The following is a 19,858-nucleotide window of genomic DNA, read 5'->3' as shown; positions in this document are numbered from 1 at the left end:
GCGGCGCGGCGCTCAAGCGCGTGTTCCAGCGGATTATCCCGCCCGTTCCGGAAAAGCCAGCGTCACTCGCAGACCGCCGTCCGGCGCATTGGCGACGCAAAGCGTGCCGCCGTTACGGCGCGCCAGTCTGCGCACAATCGCGAGTCCCAGGCCGCAGTGGGCATCGCCGCCGCGAGCGGCGTCGAGGCGCACGAACGGTTGCAAGGCATGCTCCAGTTGATCGTCGGGAATGCCCGGGCCGTGGTCGCGTAGCGTCATCGTGTATTTGCCCTGCTGCGTGCAAGTCGTGATTTCGACGGGCGGTTCGCCATACGTCATGGCGTTTTCCAGCAGGTTGACGAGGATGCGGTCGAGGTCGACCAGCGGCAGGCGGAAGTGGCTGCCTGCTCGCAGATCGAGTTTCACCAGCGAGTCCTCCGTATCCTCGTCATGTGGCACGCTGCCGTACTGGCTGAGGCAGAACGCATCCACCGAAACGAGTGGCGCGCCGTCGGCACGGTCGCGCACGAAGTCCAGAAACTGCGCGACGATTCTGCCGAGCGACTCGACGTCGCCGATGAAGCCGAGCCGCTCCGCGCCGTCAGGCAGGAGGTCCGCCCGGACCTGCATCCGCGTGAGCGGGGTGCGCAGATCGTGAGCGACGCCCGCCAGCATCATGGCCCGTTCCTGTTCGTATTCGCTGATCTGCTGAATCATTTCGTTGAAGCTGACGATCAGTTCCGCCACTTCGCGCGGGCCGCTTACCTTGACGACGGGCGTGCTCACGCCGATACGAAATTCCCGCGCCGCATTCGCCAGCCTGCGCAGCGGCCGCTGGGCCTGCCACGCGCCGAGGAAGGCCACGAGGATCGCAAGGGCAAGCATCAAAGCCAGCGCGCTGTGCACGCGACCTTCGCTCAAGGTGGCGTCCGGTACGCGGATCCAGTTCTCGTCGCCGGCATAGCGTACCCAGACCGTACCCGTGTCGGCTGCCAGCACGACCTGGGTGCCCGGGGGCAAATTCTTGCGCATCGCGTTCTCGTACAGGCCGTGCGTCTCGCGCCGGGAGGGCGGCCCGTTGCCCGGGGTTGCATCGTGTGCCTCGAGGTAGTTCACGCCGAGCGCCGCCGCGATGTGTTTTGCCGCCTCGATACTGTCGTGACGGGCCTCCTCAACCACCTCGATGCCTCGGGATTCATGTTCGGCATGCATCTGGTTGGCTTCGCGACCGAGTACGAATAGCGACGCCATGTAGGCGAGGACGAGCAGGCCCGTCGTCATCAGTGCAGCACGACCGAAGATCGTATTAATTGGATTTTTCATCGTCGCTGTCACTCGGCACGAACATATACCCTACACCGCGCACGGTCTGGATCACGCATGGTTGCGACGGGTCTTCCTCGAGCAGTCTGCGCAGGCGCCATACCGCGAGATCCATGCCGCGCTCGGTGATTTCCACGTCGGGGCCGTACAGCAGATCGAGCAGCTTTGCCCGCGACAGGGTTTCCATGGGATGCGTCACGAGCACTTCGAGCAGGGCGTAGTTCGTGCCCGTCAGCTTGATCCGTTTGTCGTCGCAGTATAGAGCGCGTGCCGCCACGTCGAGGCGGAACTTGCCGAACCGATAGGTTCCCTGACGTCCGTTGACGGCCGGCGACGATTGGCTCGAATGGCGGCGCAGCACCGCTTTGATGCGCGCCAGCAATTCCAGAGGCGTAAACGGTTTGCCCAGATAGTCGTCGGCGCCCAACTCGAGGCCCAGTACGCGGTCCACGTCTTCCGCGAGCGAGGTCAGCATGATGACGGGAATCGCGTCACCTGTCTCGCGCAAATGCTTGAGCGCGGTTAGTCCGTCGATGCCGGGCATCATCACGTCAAGCACCACGATCGACGGCCGTTCGAGCGCCAGGCGGCTCTCCAGATTGGTGGCGTTGTGCAAAACCGAGAACTCGATGCCGCGTTGCTGGAAAAATTTTCTCAGAAGATCACGCAGTCCGGCATCGTCATCCACCAGCAGAACCTGAATCGTTTCACTCTCCACGAATACACTCCTAGCAGGTCTGTACGACACGTGAGGACGCGGGCAGGTCGCCCGGGACGTGCTTCAGTGCCGCGTCAGACACTGGAAAGTCATGCCGACAATCCTACCCAGGTTCAGCCTGGCGTTGTGTCTACGCCTGAGCAAGTCCTTGCGAAAGACTCCTGTAAGCGTGGCGTGAATAAACAAGGCCGCCTGATAGGCGTCGAAATCGGCGGACAGTTGCTCGCGCGAAATCGCATGGCGCAGCGCCAGCTCGATCTGCGTCTCGGCAAGGCGGTTGGCCGCCCGCACGCGTCGCCAAAAGAGCGCCGTCTCCTCGGTGGACTCGCATCGCGCAAACACGATGCTGTAGAAGTGCCGCATCCGCGTATCGAGTAGCGCGCGGCGCAGGCGCACTTCCAGTTCCGTGCGCAGCGTGGCCAACGGATCGGGGTCGTCCGCAGGCGAGGGAACGGCAAACGGGTCGAGCGGCAAGGCGAATCGCTCAAAAATAGCCTCGAATACGGCATCTTTATTTCTGAAATGGCCGTAGATCGCTCCGCGCGTCACGCCTGCGGCATCGGCAATTTCATCCAGGGTGGTTTGCGTGACGCCATGACTGAGAAACACGGCTTCCGCTGCATCGAGAATCGTTGCGCGTGTGTCCAGCGCCTGCGCCTTGGTTCGCCTCATATCTTTCGATCGATGTCTGCCGCGTCTGGATGCCTGGCGACACGCCGACCGCCCAGTAGAGCACATGGCCCGATCATAGCTGGCGTGATGAGAGCCGGCATTAGCGAGTTTTTCAGATTATTTCAAAGTGAAATTTATGAAACCCTGATTTCATTTAAGGTTGCCCGTGCGTTCGGCTCATCGGACAGGCTTGCCACGCATTCTGCCGCTGCGATCCACCGATGCCGGGTTTGGCAATCGTTACTGTGCTCACCTGTTTCCGGACGCCATCGAAGTCTTCGAAGTGTTTTACACGGCTAAACGGAGTTCACTTGAGCAACCTGTCTCCACTCGGTCGACTCGCTCTCTCTGTCGTCAAGATGAGTAGTCCTATTCGGGCAGAGCGTCTCTTCCGGTCGACCTCATTGTCACGCGCGCTACGCCGCAGCAAGCGAGCGCCCTCGTCGTGGCACGCCGTGCGAGCCGGCTGTGCGCTGGCTGCCACGCTGTGTGTCGCGGCCTGCGCCGTCGGTCCCGACTACCGCAAGCCGCCGCTGGCCATTCCCGCCACCTTCAAGGAGGGGGCCGACTGGCAGCGTGCCCAGGCGAACCCGCAAGGCGCGATTTCAAGCACCTGGTGGCTCGAATATCACGACGATACGCTGTCCCATCTGATCGACCAGTCGCTCAAGGCCAATCAGTCCATCGCCGCCGCGGAAGCGGCCTACCGGCTCGCCAAGGCCACCGTGGATGCCAATACGGCAAGCCTCTTTCCCACGGTCGGGGTGGGGCTGTCCGGATCGCGCAGCGGCTCGGGCCCCTCGGCCAGCACGACCGGCGCGGGCACCATCAGCAACCTGGCCACCGCGGACGTCTCGGCGAGCTGGGAGGTCGACCTGTGGGGAGAGGTGCGGCGTGAGATCGAGTCGGCCAAAGCGAGCGCACAGGCGAGCGACGCGCAGCTCGCCGGCGAGCGCCTCTCGATTGCGGCCAGTGTCGCTTCCGACTATTTCGCCCTGCGCCAGGCCGATATCGATATCGATCTGCTCAAGCAGCAGCAGGACATCGACGCCCGCATTCTCGAGATGACGCGGGCCGGGTTTCTCCAGGGCACAGCGTCGAACGACGACGTGCTCACGGCGCAGGACACGCTGGAAGTGGTGATTGCCGATCTGCAAACCACCGAGACCTCCCGCGAGCAGGACGAGCATGCGATCGCCGTGCTGACCGGCACGCCACCGGCGAGCTTCTCATTGCCGCCGCAGCGCGATTACACCTTCGCCACGCCCGCCGTGCCGCTGGGGTTTCCGTCGCAACTGCTGGAGCGACGCTATGACGTCGTGAACGCAGAGCGCACGGCCGCTGCGGCGAACGCAAAGATCGGCGTAGCCGAGGCGGCGTTCTTCCCGACGCTGACGCTTTCGGCGGAAGGCGGTTTCGAACACAACACGTTGGCGCACCTGTTCTCACTGCCAAGCCGCTTCTGGACACTTGGCCCGGATCTCGCCGCAACGATCTTCGACGGTGGGGCGCGCACGGCAGCGGTTCACGAGGCCGAGGCCACCTACGACGAAGACGTCGCGACCTATCGCGAAACCGTGCTGACGGCGTTCCAGAACGTCGAGGACAGCCTGTCTTCGTATAACCATCTGCAGACGCAGGCGCAGTCTTTCGCAGGTATCTACCAGCGCAACCGGCAGCTTTTTGCCAGCGAACAGGCCCAGTTGCAGGCCGGCACCGCCAGCGAACAAAGCTTGCTGACCCAGCAGCTCACGCTGCTGCAGGCCGAGCAGAACCTGAAGGACACGCAAGCCTCGCTGACTGCGAGCAGCGTCACGCTGGTCAGGAATCTCGGCGGCGGCTGGCAGTGGGACGATGCGAAGGGTGCGGCAGTGAGCGCCAGTGCGCCTTCTACCCAGCCGTCATCGGAACAAACATCAGGAGTCCTGTCGCAATGAATGTTCGCCGTGAATGGGATCGCTTGAGCGAACCGGGTGTCCGGGCCAACGCCGGCTGTGTGGAGCGGCCGGGATCGACGCAATTCGCTGCGCGCCGCGCCGGCACTGACCGGTTGCGTCGGGAATCGGGAAAAACTGGAGTGTTCATGAAGTCAATATCGTTGCCGAGTCTTGGCCTGTTCGCCATGTTTGCCCTGTACGGCTGCGGCAGGCACAGTCAGCCGCCCGCACCGCCTCCGGCTCAGGTGGGCGTCATCGCAGTCGAACCGCAGAGCGTTGCACTGACGAGAGACCTGGTCGGACGCCTTGCACCGTACCTGAGCGCCAACGTCACGGCGCGCGTTTCCGGCGTCCTGCTCAGGCGTGTCTACACCGAGGGCAGCGAGGTCAAGGCCGGCCAGGTGCTGTTCGAGATCGACCCTGCGTACTATCAGGCTCAGCTCAACAACAATCTCGGCGTCCTCGGCGAGGACGAGGCCACCCTTCAGAACGACCGTGTCAACGCCGAGCGTTATCACAAGCTGCTGCCGGTGGGATCGGTATCGCAACAGACGGCCGACAACGCCGATGCAACCGTTCGCACCGACGCGGCCAAGGTCAAGGCCGACCAGGCTCTCGTGGAGAGCGCACGCGTCAATCTCGGCTACACCAAGGTGACCTCGCCGATCGGCGGCATCGCCAGCCAGCAGCAGGTTACCGTCGGCGCCTTGGTGGGCAGCAGCACCAGCGACGCCGGTTCCGGCGGCACCTTGCTGACAACCGTCAACCAGATCGATCCGCTCTATGTGAACTTCACCATGAGCGCAGCGGACCTGCTGACCTTGCGGGAGGCAAGCAGCCGCGGCAACGTCGCGCTCGCCCAGCAGGACAGGACGACGGTGCAGATCGTCTTGCCCGATGGCAGCCGCTACGCCCAGACGGGCGTGCTGGATTTCTCCGATGTCACCGTGAATGCCACCACCGGCGCGGTCAATCTGCGTGCCAAGGTGCCGAACCCACAGCATGAATTGTTGCCGGGGATGTATGTGACGCTGAGCGTCAACCTCGGCCAGCAGCACGATGTCTTCCTCGTGCCGCAGCAGGCGTTGCAACGCGACACGGTCGGCGCCTACGCATTGGTGGTCGACGGAACCGGCAAGGTGGTGCGCAAGGACGTCAGCGCAAACGACAGTTCAGGCAACGACTGGATCGTCACCAGCGGCCTCGCAGCCGGCGAACAGGTGATCGTCTCGGGCCTGCAAGGCGCGCATGAGGGCGCTCCGGTCAAGGCCAGCCCGTGGCACGCCCCCGCAGCGGCCTCGCCGCAAGGTGGTTCCGCCCCGGCGGCAGGTGGCCAGACTGCCGGCAACGCACAATAAGGAAGCCGTCCCATGCCACGCTTTTTTATCGATCGCCCGGTCTTCGCCTGGGTGATCCCGATCCTGATCTGCATCATCGGTGTGATTTCGATGCTCAATCTCGGCATCGATTCCTATCCGGACATCGCACCACCTGAAGTTACCGTCACGGCAACCTATCCTGGCGCCAGCGCGGCGACCATGGAATCGACCGTGACCCAGGTGATCGAGCAGCAGCTCACCGGCATCGACAACCTGCTGTATTTCAGCTCCTCGTCCAACTCCAACGGTACCGTCACCATCACGTTGAGTTTCGCGACCGGCACCAATCCGGATACGGCGGAAGTGCAGGTGCAGAACAAGGTCAGTCTGGCCCAGCCGCTGCTGCCGAGTCAGGTGACCCAGCAGGGCGTGGTCGTCGCCAAGGCGAGTCCGGACATTCTGATGTTCATCTCGCTGCAGTCGAGCAACCCCGCTATCGATGCCTCGCGTCTGAGCGACATCATCGCTTCGCAGATCCAGCCGGTGGTGGCACGGATCAACGGGGTGGGTAACACCTTCATGCTGGGTTCGGAATACGCCATGCGTATCTGGCTGGATCCGGACAAGCTGCAAGGCTATGGCCTGTCGACCACCCAGGTGCTCAACGCGGTCAGCGCACAGAACGCGCAGTTCGCCACCGGTTCGCTCGGCGCCGACCCGGCCGTCAAGGGCCAGGCGTTTACCGCGACGGTGTCCGGCGACGCGCTGTTTTCTTCGCTGAAGCAGTTCCGCGACATCATCCTGCTGACCAACAGCAACGGCACGGTTGTCAGGCTGAGCGACGTGGCCCGCATCACCTTCGGTGCGCAAAGCTACGGTTCGGCCTCGGTCTTCCACGACAAGGCCGCCGGCGGCATGGGGATCTACCTGCTGCCCGGCGCCAACGCCCTTTCGGTCGCCAAGGCGGTGAAGGCCGAAATGGCCGTGCTGGCCAAGGATCTTCCGGCGGGTGTCACCTGGGACGTGCCTTACGACACGACGCCGTTCATTACCGCGTCGATCACCGACGTGGTCCGCACGCTGCTTGAGGCCGTTGCGCTCGTCTTCGTGGTGATGCTGATTTTCCTGCAGAACTTGCGGGCCACGATCATTCCGACGCTCGTTATTCCGGTGGCGTTGCTGGGCACTTTTATCGGACTGTCGCTGCTGCACTACACGCTCAATCAGCTCACCCTCTTCGGCATGGTGCTCGCGATCGGCATTGTGGTGGACGATGCGATCGTCGTGATCGAGAACGTCGAGCGCATCATGACCGAGGAGCATCTCGAACCCAAGGCGGCCACCCGCAAGGCGATGGGCCAGATTACCGGCGCGATTGTCGCGATCACCGTCGTACTGGCCGCGGTGTTCGTGCCGTCGGCCTTGCAACCGGGTGCGACCGGCATCATCTATGCCCAGTTTGCGCTGACCATCGCGGTGTCCATGGTCTTTTCGGCTTTCCTTGCGATGTCGTTTACGCCGGCGCTGTGTGCGGCCATTCTCAAGCCGACCCACGACGAGAAGAAGAACTTTGTGTTCCGCTGGTTCGATAGCGGTATCGCTCGACTCAACCAGACCTACTATCGCCAGATCAGCGGGGCGGTACGTCACGCGCCGCGCTGGATGATTATCTTTGTACTGCTGACCGTGCTGGCGGGTCTTCTCTACACGCGTTTGCCGACCAGCTTCGTGCCGGACGAGGACCAGGGTTTCATTCTCGCGCTCGTCAACCTGCCGACGGGCGCCACCCTCCAGCGTACCGACCACGCCATGGCCGAAGTGTCGGACAAGCTCAAGCATAGTCCCATCGGCAAGGACATCGACGATGTGTTTCAGATCGAAGGTTTTAGCTTCGTGGGGAATAGCGAAAACGTGGGCATGGCGTTCATCAAGTTGACCGACTGGGACAAGCGTTCGGAAACCGCGATGCAACTGATTCCGCAAGCGAACAGGATCTTGCATGGGATCCCGGATGCGCAGGTCTTCGTCGTCAATCTGCCCACGATCCGCGGCCTGAGCCAGTTCGGCGGTGTCGACATGTTCCTGCAGGCCCGTGCGGGCCAGTCGCGCGCGCAACTGGCGCAGGCTGAACGCATTCTGCTCGGCAACGCTTCCAAAAATACGACGCTGTACGGCATCCGGCCCAATTCGCTGCCCGATGCGCCGCAACTGGCGTTGTCCGTCGACCGCGTGCAGGCCCAGGCGATGGGGCTCTCGCTGACCGATGTCTACAATGCGATCCAGATCGATCTGGCGCCGTACTACGTGAATCAGTTCACCTATGCGGGCCGTGTCAAGCGCGTGTATCTCCAGGCCGACGCGCCTTACCGGATGGGACTGGATGCGTTTCAGCACATCTACACGCCTAGCGGAATCAGCAGCGCCTCGACCGGTGCGGCCAGCGGCTACGCCGATATCACCAATACCAGCGGCTACCTGACTCAGGTCAATTCCTCGGCGACCAATACCTCGCTCAGTCCGTACAACATGGTGCCGCTGTCGAGCGTGGTGAAGACGCACTGGGATGTCGGCCCCGTTGCATTGCCGCGCTATAACGGCTACTCCGCCGTCGAGATTGTGGGCAACCCTGCACCGGGCTATTCGACGGGGCAGGCCATGCAGACGTTGCAGCAGATGGTCGACACCGAGTTGCCGCCGGGTTTCGCCGCGGACTGGACTGGTCAGTCCTACCAGGAAATCCTTGCCGGCAATTCGGCGACGCTGCTGATGATCCTGTCGATCGTGGTGGTGTTCCTGTGCCTTGCGGCACTGTACGAAAGCTGGTCGATCCCGGTTGCCGTGCTGCTCGTGGTTCCGCTTGGCATGCTCGGCATGCTGGCGTTCTGCCATCTGAGTGGCATTCCTAACGACATCTACTTCAAGATCGGTCTTGTGACCGTGATCGGCCTCGCCGCCAAGAATGCGATCCTGATCGTGGAGTTCGCCGTGGAAGGGCAGGCGAGGGGCATGACCCTGAACGATGCAGTGCTGACTGCGGGCAAGTTGCGGCTGCGCCCGATCCTGATGACCTCGATGGCCTTCATTCTTGGCGTACTTCCGCTGGTGCTCTCAAGTGGCGCGGGGGCTTCTTCGCGGCACGAAATCGGCACGGGCGTGATCGGCGGGATGTTGTTTGCGACCGTCTTCGGGCTGTTGCTGATTCCGGTGTTCTACGTGGTCGTGCGCCGTATCCTCGGCGACAAGCTCGATGAGGTATCGCACACGATTCCGCATCACGGCGATGAAGGCGCGAATGAAGCCAGCAACTGAGTTCGCCTGGCGTGACGCTCAATATCGCCCGGCTTGCACCTGGGGCTTGTGCTGCGCAACGGGAGTCTCTATAATTCGCGCCTCTAAAGGCTCGTAGCTCAGTTGGTTAGAGCACCACCTTGACATGGTGGGGGTCGTTGGTTCGAATCCAATCGAGCCTACCAACGCACATTCGGCGCAGATAGAAGCTGTTCCATTGAGGCTTCAATCGCTTCGGTTTCTATCTGCTGTCGTGTCTCGCTTTACTCTCCACCTGGCGCCGCGACTCGTTGCTTCCGCCAGGCGCTTCTGCCTGGTCCTTCGCCTGACTCCCCGCCTCATTCAAAAGTCCCCGCTCGTCTGCTCGCTTTCTCGCGCACTGCATCGCCTGCGCGCGTTCCCGGCCAAGGCGCGGTAAAGTCAGAGTCCCGCTGATGTGTCTGCAACTGTTCCATCACAGTCTCGCAACCCCAGCCGCAGGGGACTCCTGGCGAAGAGTCCGCGGCTTTTAAGGAAGCTGGCACACATGAAAAAGCTCATCAACGATGTTTCCGCGGTCGTCCCGGAGATGCTGGACGGACTCGCCGCACTCAATCCCGGTCTTTCGTTGCTGCAGGGCGGCACGATCGTCGTGCGCGCGGACGGCGAAGCCGCGGCCCGGCGCGGTGAGGTCGCGCTGATTTCCGGCGGTGGCGCCGGCCACGAACCCGCCCACGCCGGCTATGTGGGACATGGCATGCTGAGTGCGGCGGTGGCCGGGGAAGTGTTTACGTCGCCGTCGACCGATGCCGTGCTCGATGCGATCCGCGCCGTGGCCGGTCCCGCAGGCGTGTTGCTGATCGTCAAGAATTACACCGGCGACCGCTTCAACTTCGGTCTTGCTGCCGAGATCGCGCGCGCCGAAGGCATTGCGGTGGAGATGGTGATCGTGGCCGACGACGTCGCGTTGGCCGCGAGCGGCGACCACGCGGGCCGGCGCGGTCTCGCGGGCACGGTGCTGGTCCACAAGATTGCCGGCGCGGCAGCCGCCGAAGGCCGTCCGCTCGACGAAGTGGCGCAGGCCGCCAGAGAGGCGGCGGCCATGCTAGGCACCATGGGTATTGCGCTTACGCCGTGCACGGTGCCGGCGGCAGGCAAGGCGGGCTTCGAACTGGCCGACGGCGAAATCGAGTGGGGCCTGGGGATTCATGGCGAGCCTGGTGTCGAGCGCGGCGCGCTCGAACCCGCGGATGCCATCGTTGCGCGCCTGTTGGCGAAGATCGTCGACGATCTCGCGCTGCAAGCGGATGAGCGGGTGGCGTTGCTGGTGAACAACCTGGGCGGCACGCCGCCGGGCGAATTGAACATCGTCGCCGCCTCGGCGTTGCGCTACCTTGCCGCGCGCCGCATTGCGGTGGAGCGCGCATGGGCTGGCACGTTCCTGAGCGCGCTCGAGATGGCGGGCGTCTCGCTCACGCTGTTGCGCCTCGACGATCAGCGGCTCGCGCGCCTCGATGCGGCCGCTCATACGTCCGCATGGCCGGCATTGAGCGGCCGCGTGACACCGGCTCAGATCAAGGATGCGCCGGCCGCGCCGGCCGAGATACAGGGTGCGCGGCTTAGCCGCGAAGCGTCGTTGCGCCGTGTGATCGAAGCGGTCTGTGCGTGCCTGATCGATGCAGAACCGCTCTTGACCGAGATGGATCAGCCTCGCACGCGGCGCACGGGGCATCTTGCACGATCTGGACAACTACCCTGCCGAGGCGGCGCCGGGCGCCGTATTGCGGGCCATGTCCGCAACGGTGCGGCGCGTGGTGGGCGGTACCTCGGGGCCGCTCTATGCGGTCATGTTGCTGCGGGCCGGCAGCGTGCTCGATCAAGCGGGCGGCGCAGGCGGCATTGGCGCGCAGCAATGGGCCGATGCGTTTAGCGCGGGTGTCGCCGCGCTGATGGAACTCGGCGGCGCTCATGCCGGCGATCGCACCATGGTGGATGCGTTGCTGCCGGCCGCCGACGCCTTGCAAGCCGCGCTCGCGCAAGCATCCAGCTTGGATAGCGCGTTGCAGGCCGCGGTGGAGGCCGCGACCTCCGGCGCGGCCCAGACCGCGGCGATGAAACCGCGCCTGGGCCGCTCCAGCTACGTGGGTGGTCGCGCGCTCGGCTTCGCGGATCCCGGCGCGCATGCGGTGGGACTTTGGCTCGCTGCGATTCGCGCCGCTTTGCTTGGCTGAGCCGTTCAGCCGCTGAGCCGCGGAGTTGTTCAAGCTGGACAGGCTAGCGCCCGGATCGCTCCGCGCGAGGCGCTAGCCGCATTCAGGCGGCATGGATCAAAGCGGCTCAAAACGGCTCAACGCGCTGCTCGGACGCGAATCATGCGCGAATCGAACACGCATCAAGCGAGAATCATCCCGGGGATTTCAGCCACCAGGGCGTCGATTGCGCAACGGGTCTTGAGCGGCAGATAGCGGGTCTGCGGCCAGACGGCGTGGATGTCCTGAGCCCGCACGCCGCAGCGTTCCCTGACATAAGCCAGTTCACCGGTTCGGACATGGCGCGCCAGCAGCCAGCAAGGCAACTGCACCAGTCCAAAACCGGCAATCCCAGCGCCTGCGATGGCCTGAATATCGTCGAGGCTCAGTTGCGGCGTGATACGCAGTTCCTGTGCGCGGCCCTCGCTATTGAGCACGTGCCAGGGAACCTGTACGCCGCCGCGCGAATAGGCGATGCCTGCATGCTCGTGGAGGTCGTCGAGGTCCACCGGCGCGCCATATTTCGCCAGATACGACGGCGCGGCGCCAATGCTCATATGCTGCACGCCGAGGTGGCGCGCGGCGAGACTCGTGCTGTCGTGCAGAGCGCCGATGCGTACCGCGAGGTCGAAACCTTCCTCGATGAGATCCACGGCCCGATCGGTAAATGAAATGTCGATTTGCAGTTGCTTGTGCTGACGGGCGAGTTCGAACAGGACCGGCGCGACGCAAAGGTGTCCAAAGGCAATCGGCACGCTGACGCGCAGCCGGCCGCGCGGCTCGGTGCGTTCGCTCTCGAGATCGGCTTGCGCCGCTTCGAGTTCCGCCAAAGCCCGCACACAGCGGTCGTAATACGCCTGACCGGCCTCGGTCAGCGTCTGGCTGCGCGTGGTGCGATGCAGGAGGCGCGCGCCGAGACGTGCTTCGAGCCGCGTGATCACTTTCCCCACCGCCGAGCGAGTGAGATGCAGGCGCTCGGCCGCAAGCGTGAAACTGCCGGCTTCGACGACCTGGACGAAGGTCGTGACGCCATCGAGTCTGTCGGTCATATTGGGTCCATGAAGGAATAATTCACGGGAAAAAACCTCGCCAATCGGGAAGTTTATTCCCGATATATTAATCCGTGAATTCGCGCGAATCGAGTGACCGGGCGCTTTCCGTCAAGCCCGCCGTCAACGTGCGATCGGACTCCATCCACTTCAGGCGATATCCATGACGCTTTCCCGTCCTCCGAAAAACGCGCTCGCCCTCGCGGCGGTGTGCCTGACCTCACTGATGTTCGGCCTTGAAATATCGAGTGTGCCGACCATTCTGCCGACCCTGCAAACCGTGCTGCACGGCGATTTCAAGTCGATGCAATGGATCATGAATGCCTACACGATTGCGTGTACCACCGTCCTGATGGCGACCGGCGCCCTGGCCGATCGCTTCGGGCGGCGCCGCATGTACCTCGCAACCATCGTGCTGTTCGCGATCACCTCGCTGTTGTGCGGGCTCGCGCAAAGCGTATCGGTTCTGATCGTGAGCCGCTTTCTGCAGGGTATCGGCGGCGGCGCGATGCTGATCTGCCAGGTGGCGGTGCTGTCGCACCAGTTCCAGGAGGGGCGTGAACGCAGTCGCGCGTTTGCCGCGTGGGGGATTATCTTCGGCATCGGCCTTGGTTTCGGTCCGATCATCGGTGGTTTGATCGTCGCCGTGTCGAACTGGCAATGGGTCTTCCTGATCCACCTGTTCGTTTCGATCGTCGCGCTGGGTCTGGTGCTTGCCGGTGTGCAGGAGTCGCGCGATCCGCACGCTCAACATCTGGATGTGCCCGGCGTGGTGACGCTTTCGGCGGCTTGCTTTGGCCTTGTCTATTACATCACGCAAGGACCGGATCTCGGCTTTGGCAGTGCGCCTGCCATCACGATCATTGCGGTGGCGGCTTTGAGCTTCATCGCATTTCTTATTGTCGAGAAACGCAGTCCCCGGCCGATGTTCGACTTTTCGGTGTTGCGCATCCGCAGCTTCTCGGGCGCGCTGTGCGGCTCGATGGGCATGAACTTCAGCTTCTGGCCGTTCATGATTTATCTGCCGATCTATTTTCATGGCGCACTTGGCTATGCGAGCGTCAGCGCGGGTCTGTCGCTGCTTGCGTATACGTTGCCTACGCTCGCGGTTCCACCGCTGGCCGAACGGCTCGTGCTGCGCTTCGAGGCACGCCGGGTGATTCCGCTTGGCATGTTCACGATCGGCCTGGGCTTTATTCTGATGAAGGTCGGCAGTAGCGCGCAGCATGCCGACTGGCTCACGATGTTGCCGGGTTGCCTGTTGTGCGGGATCGGGCTCGGCTTGACGAACACCCCGGTGACGAACACGGCCACCGGGGCGGTCTCGCCGGACCGGGCGGGCATGGCCTCGGGCATCGATATGAGTGCGAGGCTGATCAGTCTGGCCATCAACATCGCCGTGATGGGATTCATCCTGCTCGAGGGCGTGCTGTCTTACCTGAAGCGTTCGTCTCCGGAACTCGCGGACAGCGGACACTTGCGCCTGTTCGCCGAACAGGTGGCGGCCGGCGATACGAGTTTGCTGAACCACAGCAGCCCGGCGTTCGCGGCGTCTGATCCGTACGGCGCGATCGCTCACGCTGCGCTGGTGCATGGGTTCGGGCTGGTGATGCTGTATGGAGCGTTGGGCGCGTGGGTGCTGGCTATGCTTAGTGCGTTGACTTTCGGTCCGGGCGCCCGGTCACGCGCTGCGGCGAACTATGTCGGCTAGGTTGTTGCCAATCGATCAGGTTTGCTGACCTGGAGCCGCATCGCGGTGCGCTCGATCCGTCGCAAGTCGACTGGCCCGGCGCACCGCGTTTTTGCTTCTTTGCCTAGCGTGAGCAGACGGTCATGGCCTCGACGAAGGCATCCTGTTGTGCCAGGTTCTGAAAGAAGGCTTCGAGACTGACGTGTGCGTCGTTTGCGAACTGCTGAAGACAAAGCGTGGTGTTCGTGCGTGCGCTCGGCGCCGCTAAGTGGAGCGCGGTCGCAAACAAGGCAAGCAGCACCAATGTGGCCAGCATGCCGACGATCCAGTGCCGTCTTTCCTCTGCCTTGAGGGTGCGCAACTGCGCAGCCTCGCAGGCATTCATATCAGGTGCCGAAAGCTCTTTCATGTGCATTTCCAATTTGATTAGCAAGACAACCATCTGCGGCGAGCGATAACAGCGATACCGAACCGACGAAAGGTGGCTTAATCAAGCGCCTTTCTTACGTTGTGCATGTTGGAGACAGTGGATTCGAATAGCTCGGGCCCGACCTTTCTGCGCATCGCCTTGGCGATATCGGCGCTGGCCTCGTTGATGGGCCGGTCAAGCGCCTTACCCTTGCGGGTGGGATAGACACCCCATTCCCTGCCGTCCTCCTCGCCCTGGCTGCGCTCGACCAGATTCTTTTCGCAAAGATTGTCGATGAGTCGGGTGGCGGTGGGGCGGGCAATACCCAGTACGTCAGCGACCTGACTGCTCAGACACCCGGGCGAGGCCAGCACGACGCGCAGCACGAAGCCTTGCGCCGGCGTCAAACCAAAGCGGGCATAGACAGCCGTCCATTCACGCTCGACCTGGCGGGCGAGTGCGACCGAGTTGAAGTAAAGGCAGTGATCGAACATGACGCTATTAAAGCGCATGATGATTAGCATGGCAACTAATTTATGCGCGCATCGTCTCCAGGCATTGAGGTAATGCGGCAGCGATGCTCATCGGGTGAAGAACGCGCACGTTCAAAGCGCAACGGCGTTAAGATTGACCGCGCGCGGGTGATCCGGTTGTCGTGGGACCGGCTCGTTGCACGCCAGACATAAACCAAACCGATACCAAATGACGACACCTTCGATCATCGTGACTGATGCACCGAGCCCGGACGAGATCGGGCTCATCGGCGACGGCCTTACCGAGTTCAATTTGCAGCAAACCGGCTGTGACGATAATCGTCCCCTTGCGGTGCTGGTCAAAGACCCGGATACGCACCGGGTGATCGGCGGCCTGACTGGCCGCACGTCGTTGGGGCTGATGTTTGTCGACTTGTTCTATCTGCCGCCTCGATTGCGGGGCTCGGGAATCGGCCGCGAGATTTTGCACGCCGCCGAGGCCGAAGCCCGCCAGCGCGGGTGTCGCGCCGCCGTCCTTTATACGATCAGTTTTCAGGCGCCTGACTTCTACAGGAAACAAGGCTGGCAGTCCTTCGGCGAGGTACCCTGCGATCCGCCCGGCACGAGCCGCGTGTTCATGACGAAAGCGCTGGTATGAAACCGGCGCTCCGGCGCGTAGTGCCCGCGGCGGATTCTCGCTGGATTACTGCATGCCGGATGACTCGTAGTTCACGTCGGTGACGATGCCGTTCGGATCGACCGTGACGATCAGATCGCGCTTGGAGAACTTCAGATTGAACGCAGATCCACTCGTCGTATGGTACGAATACACCAGCGCCTGACCGGTCTTATCCTTGATGATCGGGTAGACGGCATAGCCTGCCGGTCTTCCAAGCAACTGGACGACCTCATCACGGGTGGTCTTGCCTTTGACGATTGCCGAGCGCTTGGCCGCATCAAAGGTGCTGGCGTCTTCCTTGAACGAGGAGTTGTAGATGTTCGATACCAGGATGTCTTTCCAGAACGACAGTTCCAATGAGCGAGCCGGGATCACACCAGACTCCAGAGGGGTGCCGCCCGTTGACGCATAGGCGTAGGACAGCATGGTGACGTCCTCGTCATTCCTGGTGACCTTGCTTTCCCGGAACGGGGAGCCGAATTTCGCACGTGCCTCGGAGAGCGTCGTTTTATTGTCTTGCAATACCGCGTCGTCCGGACGCACAAAGTTTGTCCCTGCACAACCGCTTAGCGCAGCGACGAGCGCCGCGCCAAGGCAAAACATCGACATCTTGTTCATTGAGTCCTCGATAGGTGATTGGAGCAATTCGGTTGCGCATATTCACTGGAATGAATTTGTAATATTCGCGAACCTTGCGTGCCCTTCGCATAATGGATATCGGCTGGTGTGCGCAAATCCTTATGCCTTATCGAGTACTCCGGTTTTCAGCGTATGGTGTCGACCACCTCGCACGTGCTGCTGCATCTGTCGACGCCGGCTGCCTTGATCCTGCCGTTCGTTTTCATTCCGGCTCATTGAGCTTTTCGCTTTATCCCGAGCGCTTGGCGTTGCCGTTGTAGTAGTCCAGGTTGCTACTTGTCAGCAGTTGTTGCATGTAGGGACCGTGGCGTGTGAGCGCGGCGCTCGCCAGACATTCTTTCTTTCCCCGCAGCCGGTCGGCCGGATTCAGGTCGGGGGTGGTCTCGGCTGACGGCGCGTCCTCGGCGCTCGGCCAATGCTGGCAGAACAGGCTGAGCGGCTCGCAGGCATGGCGAAAGCGCGGGTGAACCGGCTCACGTTCCGGCATGCTGACAATGGCTCGGCGTCCGAAACGTTCGACTACCGCGGCGTACAGCACTTTCTCCAGAAAGTCGTCGTCCTTCACGCGGATCCCGGACAGCATCTCCAGAAAGTCCGGCGTCGCTTTGGCGATGAAGAATTGCGTGGAAAGCGATTTCCTCTCGCGGATTCCGTAGCGCAAACCGAGCGGCCTGAGCACGCCGGCAAGCCGGGCGCGCAAACGCCGTCCGCGTAGCGGCGAGCGTTTCCACGCCGGTACGCAATCGGTGCTCCAGGACGAGGCGGCGATCATCGTGTCGGGATTCGCGGCAAGGCGATCCAGGTATTGCCTGATGACGTTCTGGTTGAATATCCAGGTGTCCGCTTCGAGATGAATCACATAGTCCGCTTTGAAGCGGGTGACTGCGGCACGGATCGAGGCGAGCAGCAGATCGGCTGCGCCGACGGTCAGCGGGCGAGGTTCGCGCCTTACCAGCACGTCTTCGATATAACGCGTGTAGCCGGTATCGGAACAGGCATGCACAACCGGCCATTTGTGGGCCCAGTTCAGCTTGATGATCTCCATGGAGATGCGCGCGCAATCGGTACGATTGAACGAGGTCAGGCACACGACGACTTGCATGATTGGGAAGGGCGGTCGAATTCCTCGGCATAGTGCATGACGACGGGGCCGGATGCGCGGACCAGACTCTTACTGAAAATTTCGGGCGCTGGCCGGAAAAAACGCCTGACCGGGCAGGGAGCGCGTCCACCGAACCGGCCCGGGTGCTCGCTCGGCAGCCAGCCTCTCGTACCGCTCGACAACGTCTCCCGGACCCCCCGAAGAAATGCTTCGAAATCAAATCGCCCAGGCTCCCTGGCCGTCAAAGGGGGCGGCGTCTTTTCGACCGTATTGACCGGAAATATGAAGCAAGACTTGGAAATCCGTGATTTAACGATTGTGTGGCAACATCCGGTCCAATTGACTTCAGCTGGATTGAATGTATGGGCTATGACCAGGCGCATCAGGCGAATCGCACCGATTCGATCGGGGGCGGCGCGTCTGACATTCGATCGGCTACCAGGAGCGCAGCCTTCGTGATGTCGCCTGCGTTGGGCGACACCCTGAATCTGCTGATCGTCGCGCACAACCTCGTACGCGCGGGCTGGCAGGTCGATATATTCGGCGATCACGCCTACGCGCTTGCAGCCTGGTTCCCCCATTTCAGCATCGCCCCCGCGCTGACCTCAGGCGAGGCTCGTGAGGTGCTCGCACGCTACCCGTACGTGATCCAGATGCACCGTGACCGACCGCTCGCGCAACTACGCGACTGGCATCCCGGTTTTATCGATCTGCACGAAGCGGAGTATGCACAGAGTCCCTATTGCATGGCGAAACGGTTCGCCGATTTCACCGCTTCACGCTTCAACCTTCACGATGTCGAGACATCGAACGGCATGCATGTGCCCGCAGGCCTGAGCTTTCGCAAGCACGCTTCGCGCGTGGCGGTCCATCCCGAGGCCAGCTCGCCGGACAAACGCTGGTTGCCCGGGCGCTTTCTTGAACTGTCCCGCCGTCTGCAGACTGCCGGCATGCAGGTCGAATTCGTCGTCGAGGCGAGTGAGCGTTCACGGTGGGAGCATCTCGCGGACGACTTGCCGCCGCTGCGCTCGTTCGCTTCGTCGGCTCAGCTCGCCGCATGGCTTTACGAGTCCGGCTGGTTTATCGGTAACGATTCGGGTGTCGGACATCTGGCGTCGGCGCTCGGGATTCCGACTCTAACCGTGTTCCGGCGGCGCGGGGTGGCGCAGCGCTGGCGTCCGGGCTTTACGGCTGGGGACATCGTATTGCCGTCGTGGTGGGTGCCGACGGCTGGTTTAAAAGAGCGCTGGTGGCGCGAGAGCATTAGCGTGGCACGCGTCCTGAAGACGTTTTGTGCCCTTCGTTCGCGAGTCGCCGGGCAGTCCGCGCCGATGGAATCAACATAGAGGTTTGAAGGATGAAGGCGAAGCTTGAAGCTGCTGCGTCGATCGCCGTCGTGATGCCGACGGCGATCGGCGATACGCTATTGATGATGGTGCTCGTCAACAATCTGATTCGCAATGGCTACCGGCCCACGGTCTTTAGCTGGGTGGTGAAGGATCTGGCCGACTGGTTCCCAGGTATCGATGTGCGCGACGAGCGGGACGAGGCCGAACCGTTCGACCTGGTGATCCAGCTACGCGCGACGGCGCCTGGGGCGTCGCGCGCCGCCGATGGCGAAGTGTGCGAGATGGTCCGCTTCGAGGCCTTTCAGTCCCACGGGCACATGATCGACATGATTGTCGCGGTGGCGCGCGATGTATTCGGGCTCGCCGACGTCACGCGGGATAACGGCATCACGGTCCCGAACTGGATTCGGTTTCGGGTGTATGAGCGCCGGGTGGCGATTCATCCGACCGGCAGTCACATCGAAAAAATGTGGCCGCGCAAAAAGTTCGTCGCGCTGGTGCGCAAACTCGTGCAGCGCGATTTTGAGCCTACCTTGCTGGTGGCGCCGTGCGAGCGGCAGACGTGGCTGATGGATCGGGACGCGGCGCAGCGGCTGCATTCGTTCGACCGGCTGGCCGAAGTGGCGGCGTGGATTGCCGAGTCGGGGTGGTTTATCGGTAACGATTCGGGCCTCGGGCATCTGGCGTCCGCGCTAGGCGTGCCGACGCTGTCGCTGTTCATGCGCCGCGGCATCGCGCGGACCTGGCGGCCCAACTGGGGGCGCGGCGAGATCGTGCTGCCGTACAACCTGTTTGTGGTCGGTGGGTTGAAGGAGCGCTACTGGAAACTGGCGTTGACCGGGCGCCGCGTGTTGCGTTCGTTCGACCGTTTGCGGCTTGAAGAGGGGCGCTCGGGTTAGCGGCCAGCGCAAGCCCGTTATTAGCGTGAACAGGCCCTAGGGCCTGATGGATGCATGACTGCCCGGCAGTGCGCGGCTTGCGCCGCGCGCTAAGCCCGCGCAGAC

Annotated in this window: 16 protein-coding genes, 1 tRNA gene and 1 pseudogene; 10 read left to right on the top strand and 8 right to left on the bottom strand. The window is 62.6% G+C overall.

The features are described 5' to 3' along the window. Positions 1 to 33 precede the first annotated feature (33 nt). From AC1ECK_RS29010 to AC1ECK_RS29000, 3 genes are all read right to left on the bottom strand, one after another. Positions 34 to 1,302 (bottom strand): ATP-binding protein, encoded by a 1,269-nt coding sequence (locus tag AC1ECK_RS29010; RefSeq protein WP_480325358.1) that lies wholly within the window; start codon positions 1,300 to 1,302, stop codon positions 34 to 36. Beyond that, positions 1,286 to 2,020, bottom strand: a complete 735-nt coding sequence (locus tag AC1ECK_RS29005; RefSeq protein WP_480325356.1) for a response regulator — start codon at positions 2,018 to 2,020, stop codon at positions 1,286 to 1,288. The genes AC1ECK_RS29010 and AC1ECK_RS29005 overlap by 17 nt, the downstream gene beginning before the upstream one ends. Before the next feature lie 63 nt (positions 2,021 to 2,083). Beyond that, complete coding sequence (locus tag AC1ECK_RS29000) at positions 2,084 to 2,692, bottom strand: TetR family transcriptional regulator (RefSeq protein WP_480325354.1); 609 nt, start codon at positions 2,690 to 2,692, stop codon at positions 2,084 to 2,086. Positions 2,693 to 3,147: 455 nt separating this feature from the next. Here AC1ECK_RS29000 and AC1ECK_RS28995 point away from each other — a divergent pair, with 455 nt between their 5' ends. From AC1ECK_RS28995 to AC1ECK_RS28975, 5 genes and pseudogenes are all read left to right on the top strand, one after another. Then, positions 3,148 to 4,629, top strand: a complete 1,482-nt coding sequence (locus AC1ECK_RS28995) for an efflux transporter outer membrane subunit (protein ID WP_480325352.1) — start codon at positions 3,148 to 3,150, stop codon at positions 4,627 to 4,629. 146 nt (positions 4,630 to 4,775) lie between these two features. Further along, positions 4,776 to 5,987: an efflux RND transporter periplasmic adaptor subunit gene (locus tag AC1ECK_RS28990; RefSeq protein ID WP_480325350.1), complete on the top strand. Its 1,212-nt coding sequence runs from the start codon at positions 4,776 to 4,778 to the stop codon at positions 5,985 to 5,987. Between the two features lie 12 nt (positions 5,988 to 5,999). Beyond that, complete coding sequence (locus AC1ECK_RS28985) at positions 6,000 to 9,257, top strand: efflux RND transporter permease subunit (RefSeq protein WP_480325348.1); 3,258 nt, start codon at positions 6,000 to 6,002, stop codon at positions 9,255 to 9,257. An 87-nt stretch (positions 9,258 to 9,344) separates the two neighbouring features. Next, positions 9,345 to 9,421 (top strand) — tRNA-Val (locus tag AC1ECK_RS28980). Positions 9,422 to 9,762: 341 nt separating this feature from the next. Further along, a pseudogene (locus AC1ECK_RS28975) lies at positions 9,763 to 11,446 on the top strand (dihydroxyacetone kinase family protein). A 161-nt stretch (positions 11,447 to 11,607) separates the two neighbouring features. Here AC1ECK_RS28975 and AC1ECK_RS28970 read toward each other — a convergent pair. Further along, a complete protein-coding gene (locus tag AC1ECK_RS28970; protein ID WP_480325346.1) occupies positions 11,608 to 12,513 on the bottom strand; it encodes a LysR family transcriptional regulator in 906 nt (301 codons plus the stop codon). A gap of 163 nt (positions 12,514 to 12,676) precedes the next feature. Here AC1ECK_RS28970 and AC1ECK_RS28965 point away from each other — a divergent pair, with 163 nt between their 5' ends. Continuing rightward, complete coding sequence (locus AC1ECK_RS28965; protein ID WP_480325344.1) at positions 12,677 to 14,224, top strand: MFS transporter; 1,548 nt, start codon at positions 12,677 to 12,679, stop codon at positions 14,222 to 14,224. Positions 14,225 to 14,327: 103 nt separating this feature from the next. On the opposite strand, the gene AC1ECK_RS28960 is transcribed toward AC1ECK_RS28965, so the two are convergent. Then, the gene (locus AC1ECK_RS28960; RefSeq protein WP_480325342.1) at positions 14,328 to 14,612 is read right to left on the bottom strand and encodes a hypothetical protein; all 285 of its coding nucleotides are present in this window, start codon (positions 14,610 to 14,612) and stop codon (positions 14,328 to 14,330) included. A gap of 77 nt (positions 14,613 to 14,689) precedes the next feature. After that, entirely contained in the window at positions 14,690 to 15,106 is a 417-nt protein-coding gene (locus tag AC1ECK_RS28955; RefSeq protein ID WP_480325415.1) for a MarR family winged helix-turn-helix transcriptional regulator, read from the bottom strand. A 208-nt stretch (positions 15,107 to 15,314) separates the two neighbouring features. Between AC1ECK_RS28955 and AC1ECK_RS28950 the strand changes: the two genes are divergently transcribed. Further along, a complete protein-coding gene (locus tag AC1ECK_RS28950; RefSeq protein ID WP_480325340.1) occupies positions 15,315 to 15,743 on the top strand; it encodes a GNAT family N-acetyltransferase in 429 nt (142 codons plus the stop codon). A 45-nt stretch (positions 15,744 to 15,788) separates the two neighbouring features. On the opposite strand, the gene AC1ECK_RS28945 is transcribed toward AC1ECK_RS28950, so the two are convergent. Further along, the gene (locus AC1ECK_RS28945) at positions 15,789 to 16,382 is read right to left on the bottom strand and encodes a hypothetical protein (protein WP_480325338.1); all 594 of its coding nucleotides are present in this window, start codon (positions 16,380 to 16,382) and stop codon (positions 15,789 to 15,791) included. A gap of 108 nt (positions 16,383 to 16,490) precedes the next feature. Between AC1ECK_RS28945 and AC1ECK_RS28940 the strand changes: the two genes are divergently transcribed. After that, the gene (locus AC1ECK_RS28940) at positions 16,491 to 16,622 is read left to right on the top strand and encodes a hypothetical protein (protein WP_480325336.1); all 132 of its coding nucleotides are present in this window, start codon (positions 16,491 to 16,493) and stop codon (positions 16,620 to 16,622) included. A 10-nt stretch (positions 16,623 to 16,632) separates the two neighbouring features. Here AC1ECK_RS28940 and AC1ECK_RS28935 read toward each other — a convergent pair whose 3' ends face one another. Further along, a complete protein-coding gene (locus AC1ECK_RS28935) occupies positions 16,633 to 17,505 on the bottom strand; it encodes a hypothetical protein (RefSeq protein WP_480325334.1) in 873 nt (290 codons plus the stop codon). A gap of 362 nt (positions 17,506 to 17,867) precedes the next feature. Here AC1ECK_RS28935 and AC1ECK_RS28930 point away from each other — a divergent pair, with 362 nt between their 5' ends. Both AC1ECK_RS28930 and AC1ECK_RS28925 read left to right on the top strand, forming a co-directional pair. Then, a complete protein-coding gene (locus AC1ECK_RS28930; protein WP_480325332.1) occupies positions 17,868 to 18,851 on the top strand; it encodes a glycosyltransferase family 9 protein in 984 nt (327 codons plus the stop codon). 11 nt (positions 18,852 to 18,862) lie between these two features. After that, positions 18,863 to 19,753 carry a glycosyltransferase family 9 protein gene (locus AC1ECK_RS28925; RefSeq protein WP_480325330.1) on the top strand — a complete coding sequence of 297 codons (891 nt, stop codon included), beginning with the start codon at positions 18,863 to 18,865 and terminating at the stop codon, positions 19,751 to 19,753. Positions 19,754 to 19,858: the final 105 nt, after the last annotated feature.

This window comes from Paraburkholderia sp. SSBN10T (genome assembly GCF_056619545.1).
Note: the sequence above shows the minus strand (reverse complement) of the source record. Positions and strands in the feature narration are given on the sequence as shown.

Bases quoted from the DNA above. Each gene is read 5' to 3' on its own strand.
- AC1ECK_RS29010 (WP_480325358.1), bottom strand. From the start codon at position 1,302: ATGAAAAATCCAATTAATACGATCTTCGGTCGTGCTGCACTGATGACG.
- AC1ECK_RS29000 (WP_480325354.1), bottom strand. From the start codon at position 2,692: ATGAGGCGAACCAAGGCGCAGGCGCTGGACACACGCGCAACGATTCTC.
- AC1ECK_RS28990 (WP_480325350.1), top strand. From the start codon at position 4,776: ATGAAGTCAATATCGTTGCCGAGTCTTGGCCTGTTCGCCATGTTTGCC.
- AC1ECK_RS28985 (WP_480325348.1), top strand. From the start codon at position 6,000: ATGCCACGCTTTTTTATCGATCGCCCGGTCTTCGCCTGGGTGATCCCG.
- AC1ECK_RS28970 (WP_480325346.1), bottom strand. From the start codon at position 12,513: ATGACCGACAGACTCGATGGCGTCACGACCTTCGTCCAGGTCGTCGAA.
- AC1ECK_RS28965 (WP_480325344.1), top strand. From the start codon at position 12,677: ATGACGCTTTCCCGTCCTCCGAAAAACGCGCTCGCCCTCGCGGCGGTG.
- AC1ECK_RS28960 (WP_480325342.1), bottom strand. From the start codon at position 14,612: ATGAAAGAGCTTTCGGCACCTGATATGAATGCCTGCGAGGCTGCGCAG.
- AC1ECK_RS28955 (WP_480325415.1), bottom strand. From the start codon at position 15,106: ATGTTCGATCACTGCCTTTACTTCAACTCGGTCGCACTCGCCCGCCAG.
- AC1ECK_RS28950 (WP_480325340.1), top strand. From the start codon at position 15,315: ATGACGACACCTTCGATCATCGTGACTGATGCACCGAGCCCGGACGAG.
- AC1ECK_RS28945 (WP_480325338.1), bottom strand. From the start codon at position 16,382: ATGAACAAGATGTCGATGTTTTGCCTTGGCGCGGCGCTCGTCGCTGCG.
- AC1ECK_RS28935 (WP_480325334.1), bottom strand. From the start codon at position 17,505: ATGCAAGTCGTCGTGTGCCTGACCTCGTTCAATCGTACCGATTGCGCG.
- AC1ECK_RS28930 (WP_480325332.1), top strand. From the start codon at position 17,868: ATGGGCTATGACCAGGCGCATCAGGCGAATCGCACCGATTCGATCGGG.
- AC1ECK_RS28925 (WP_480325330.1), top strand. From the start codon at position 18,863: ATGAAGGCGAAGCTTGAAGCTGCTGCGTCGATCGCCGTCGTGATGCCG.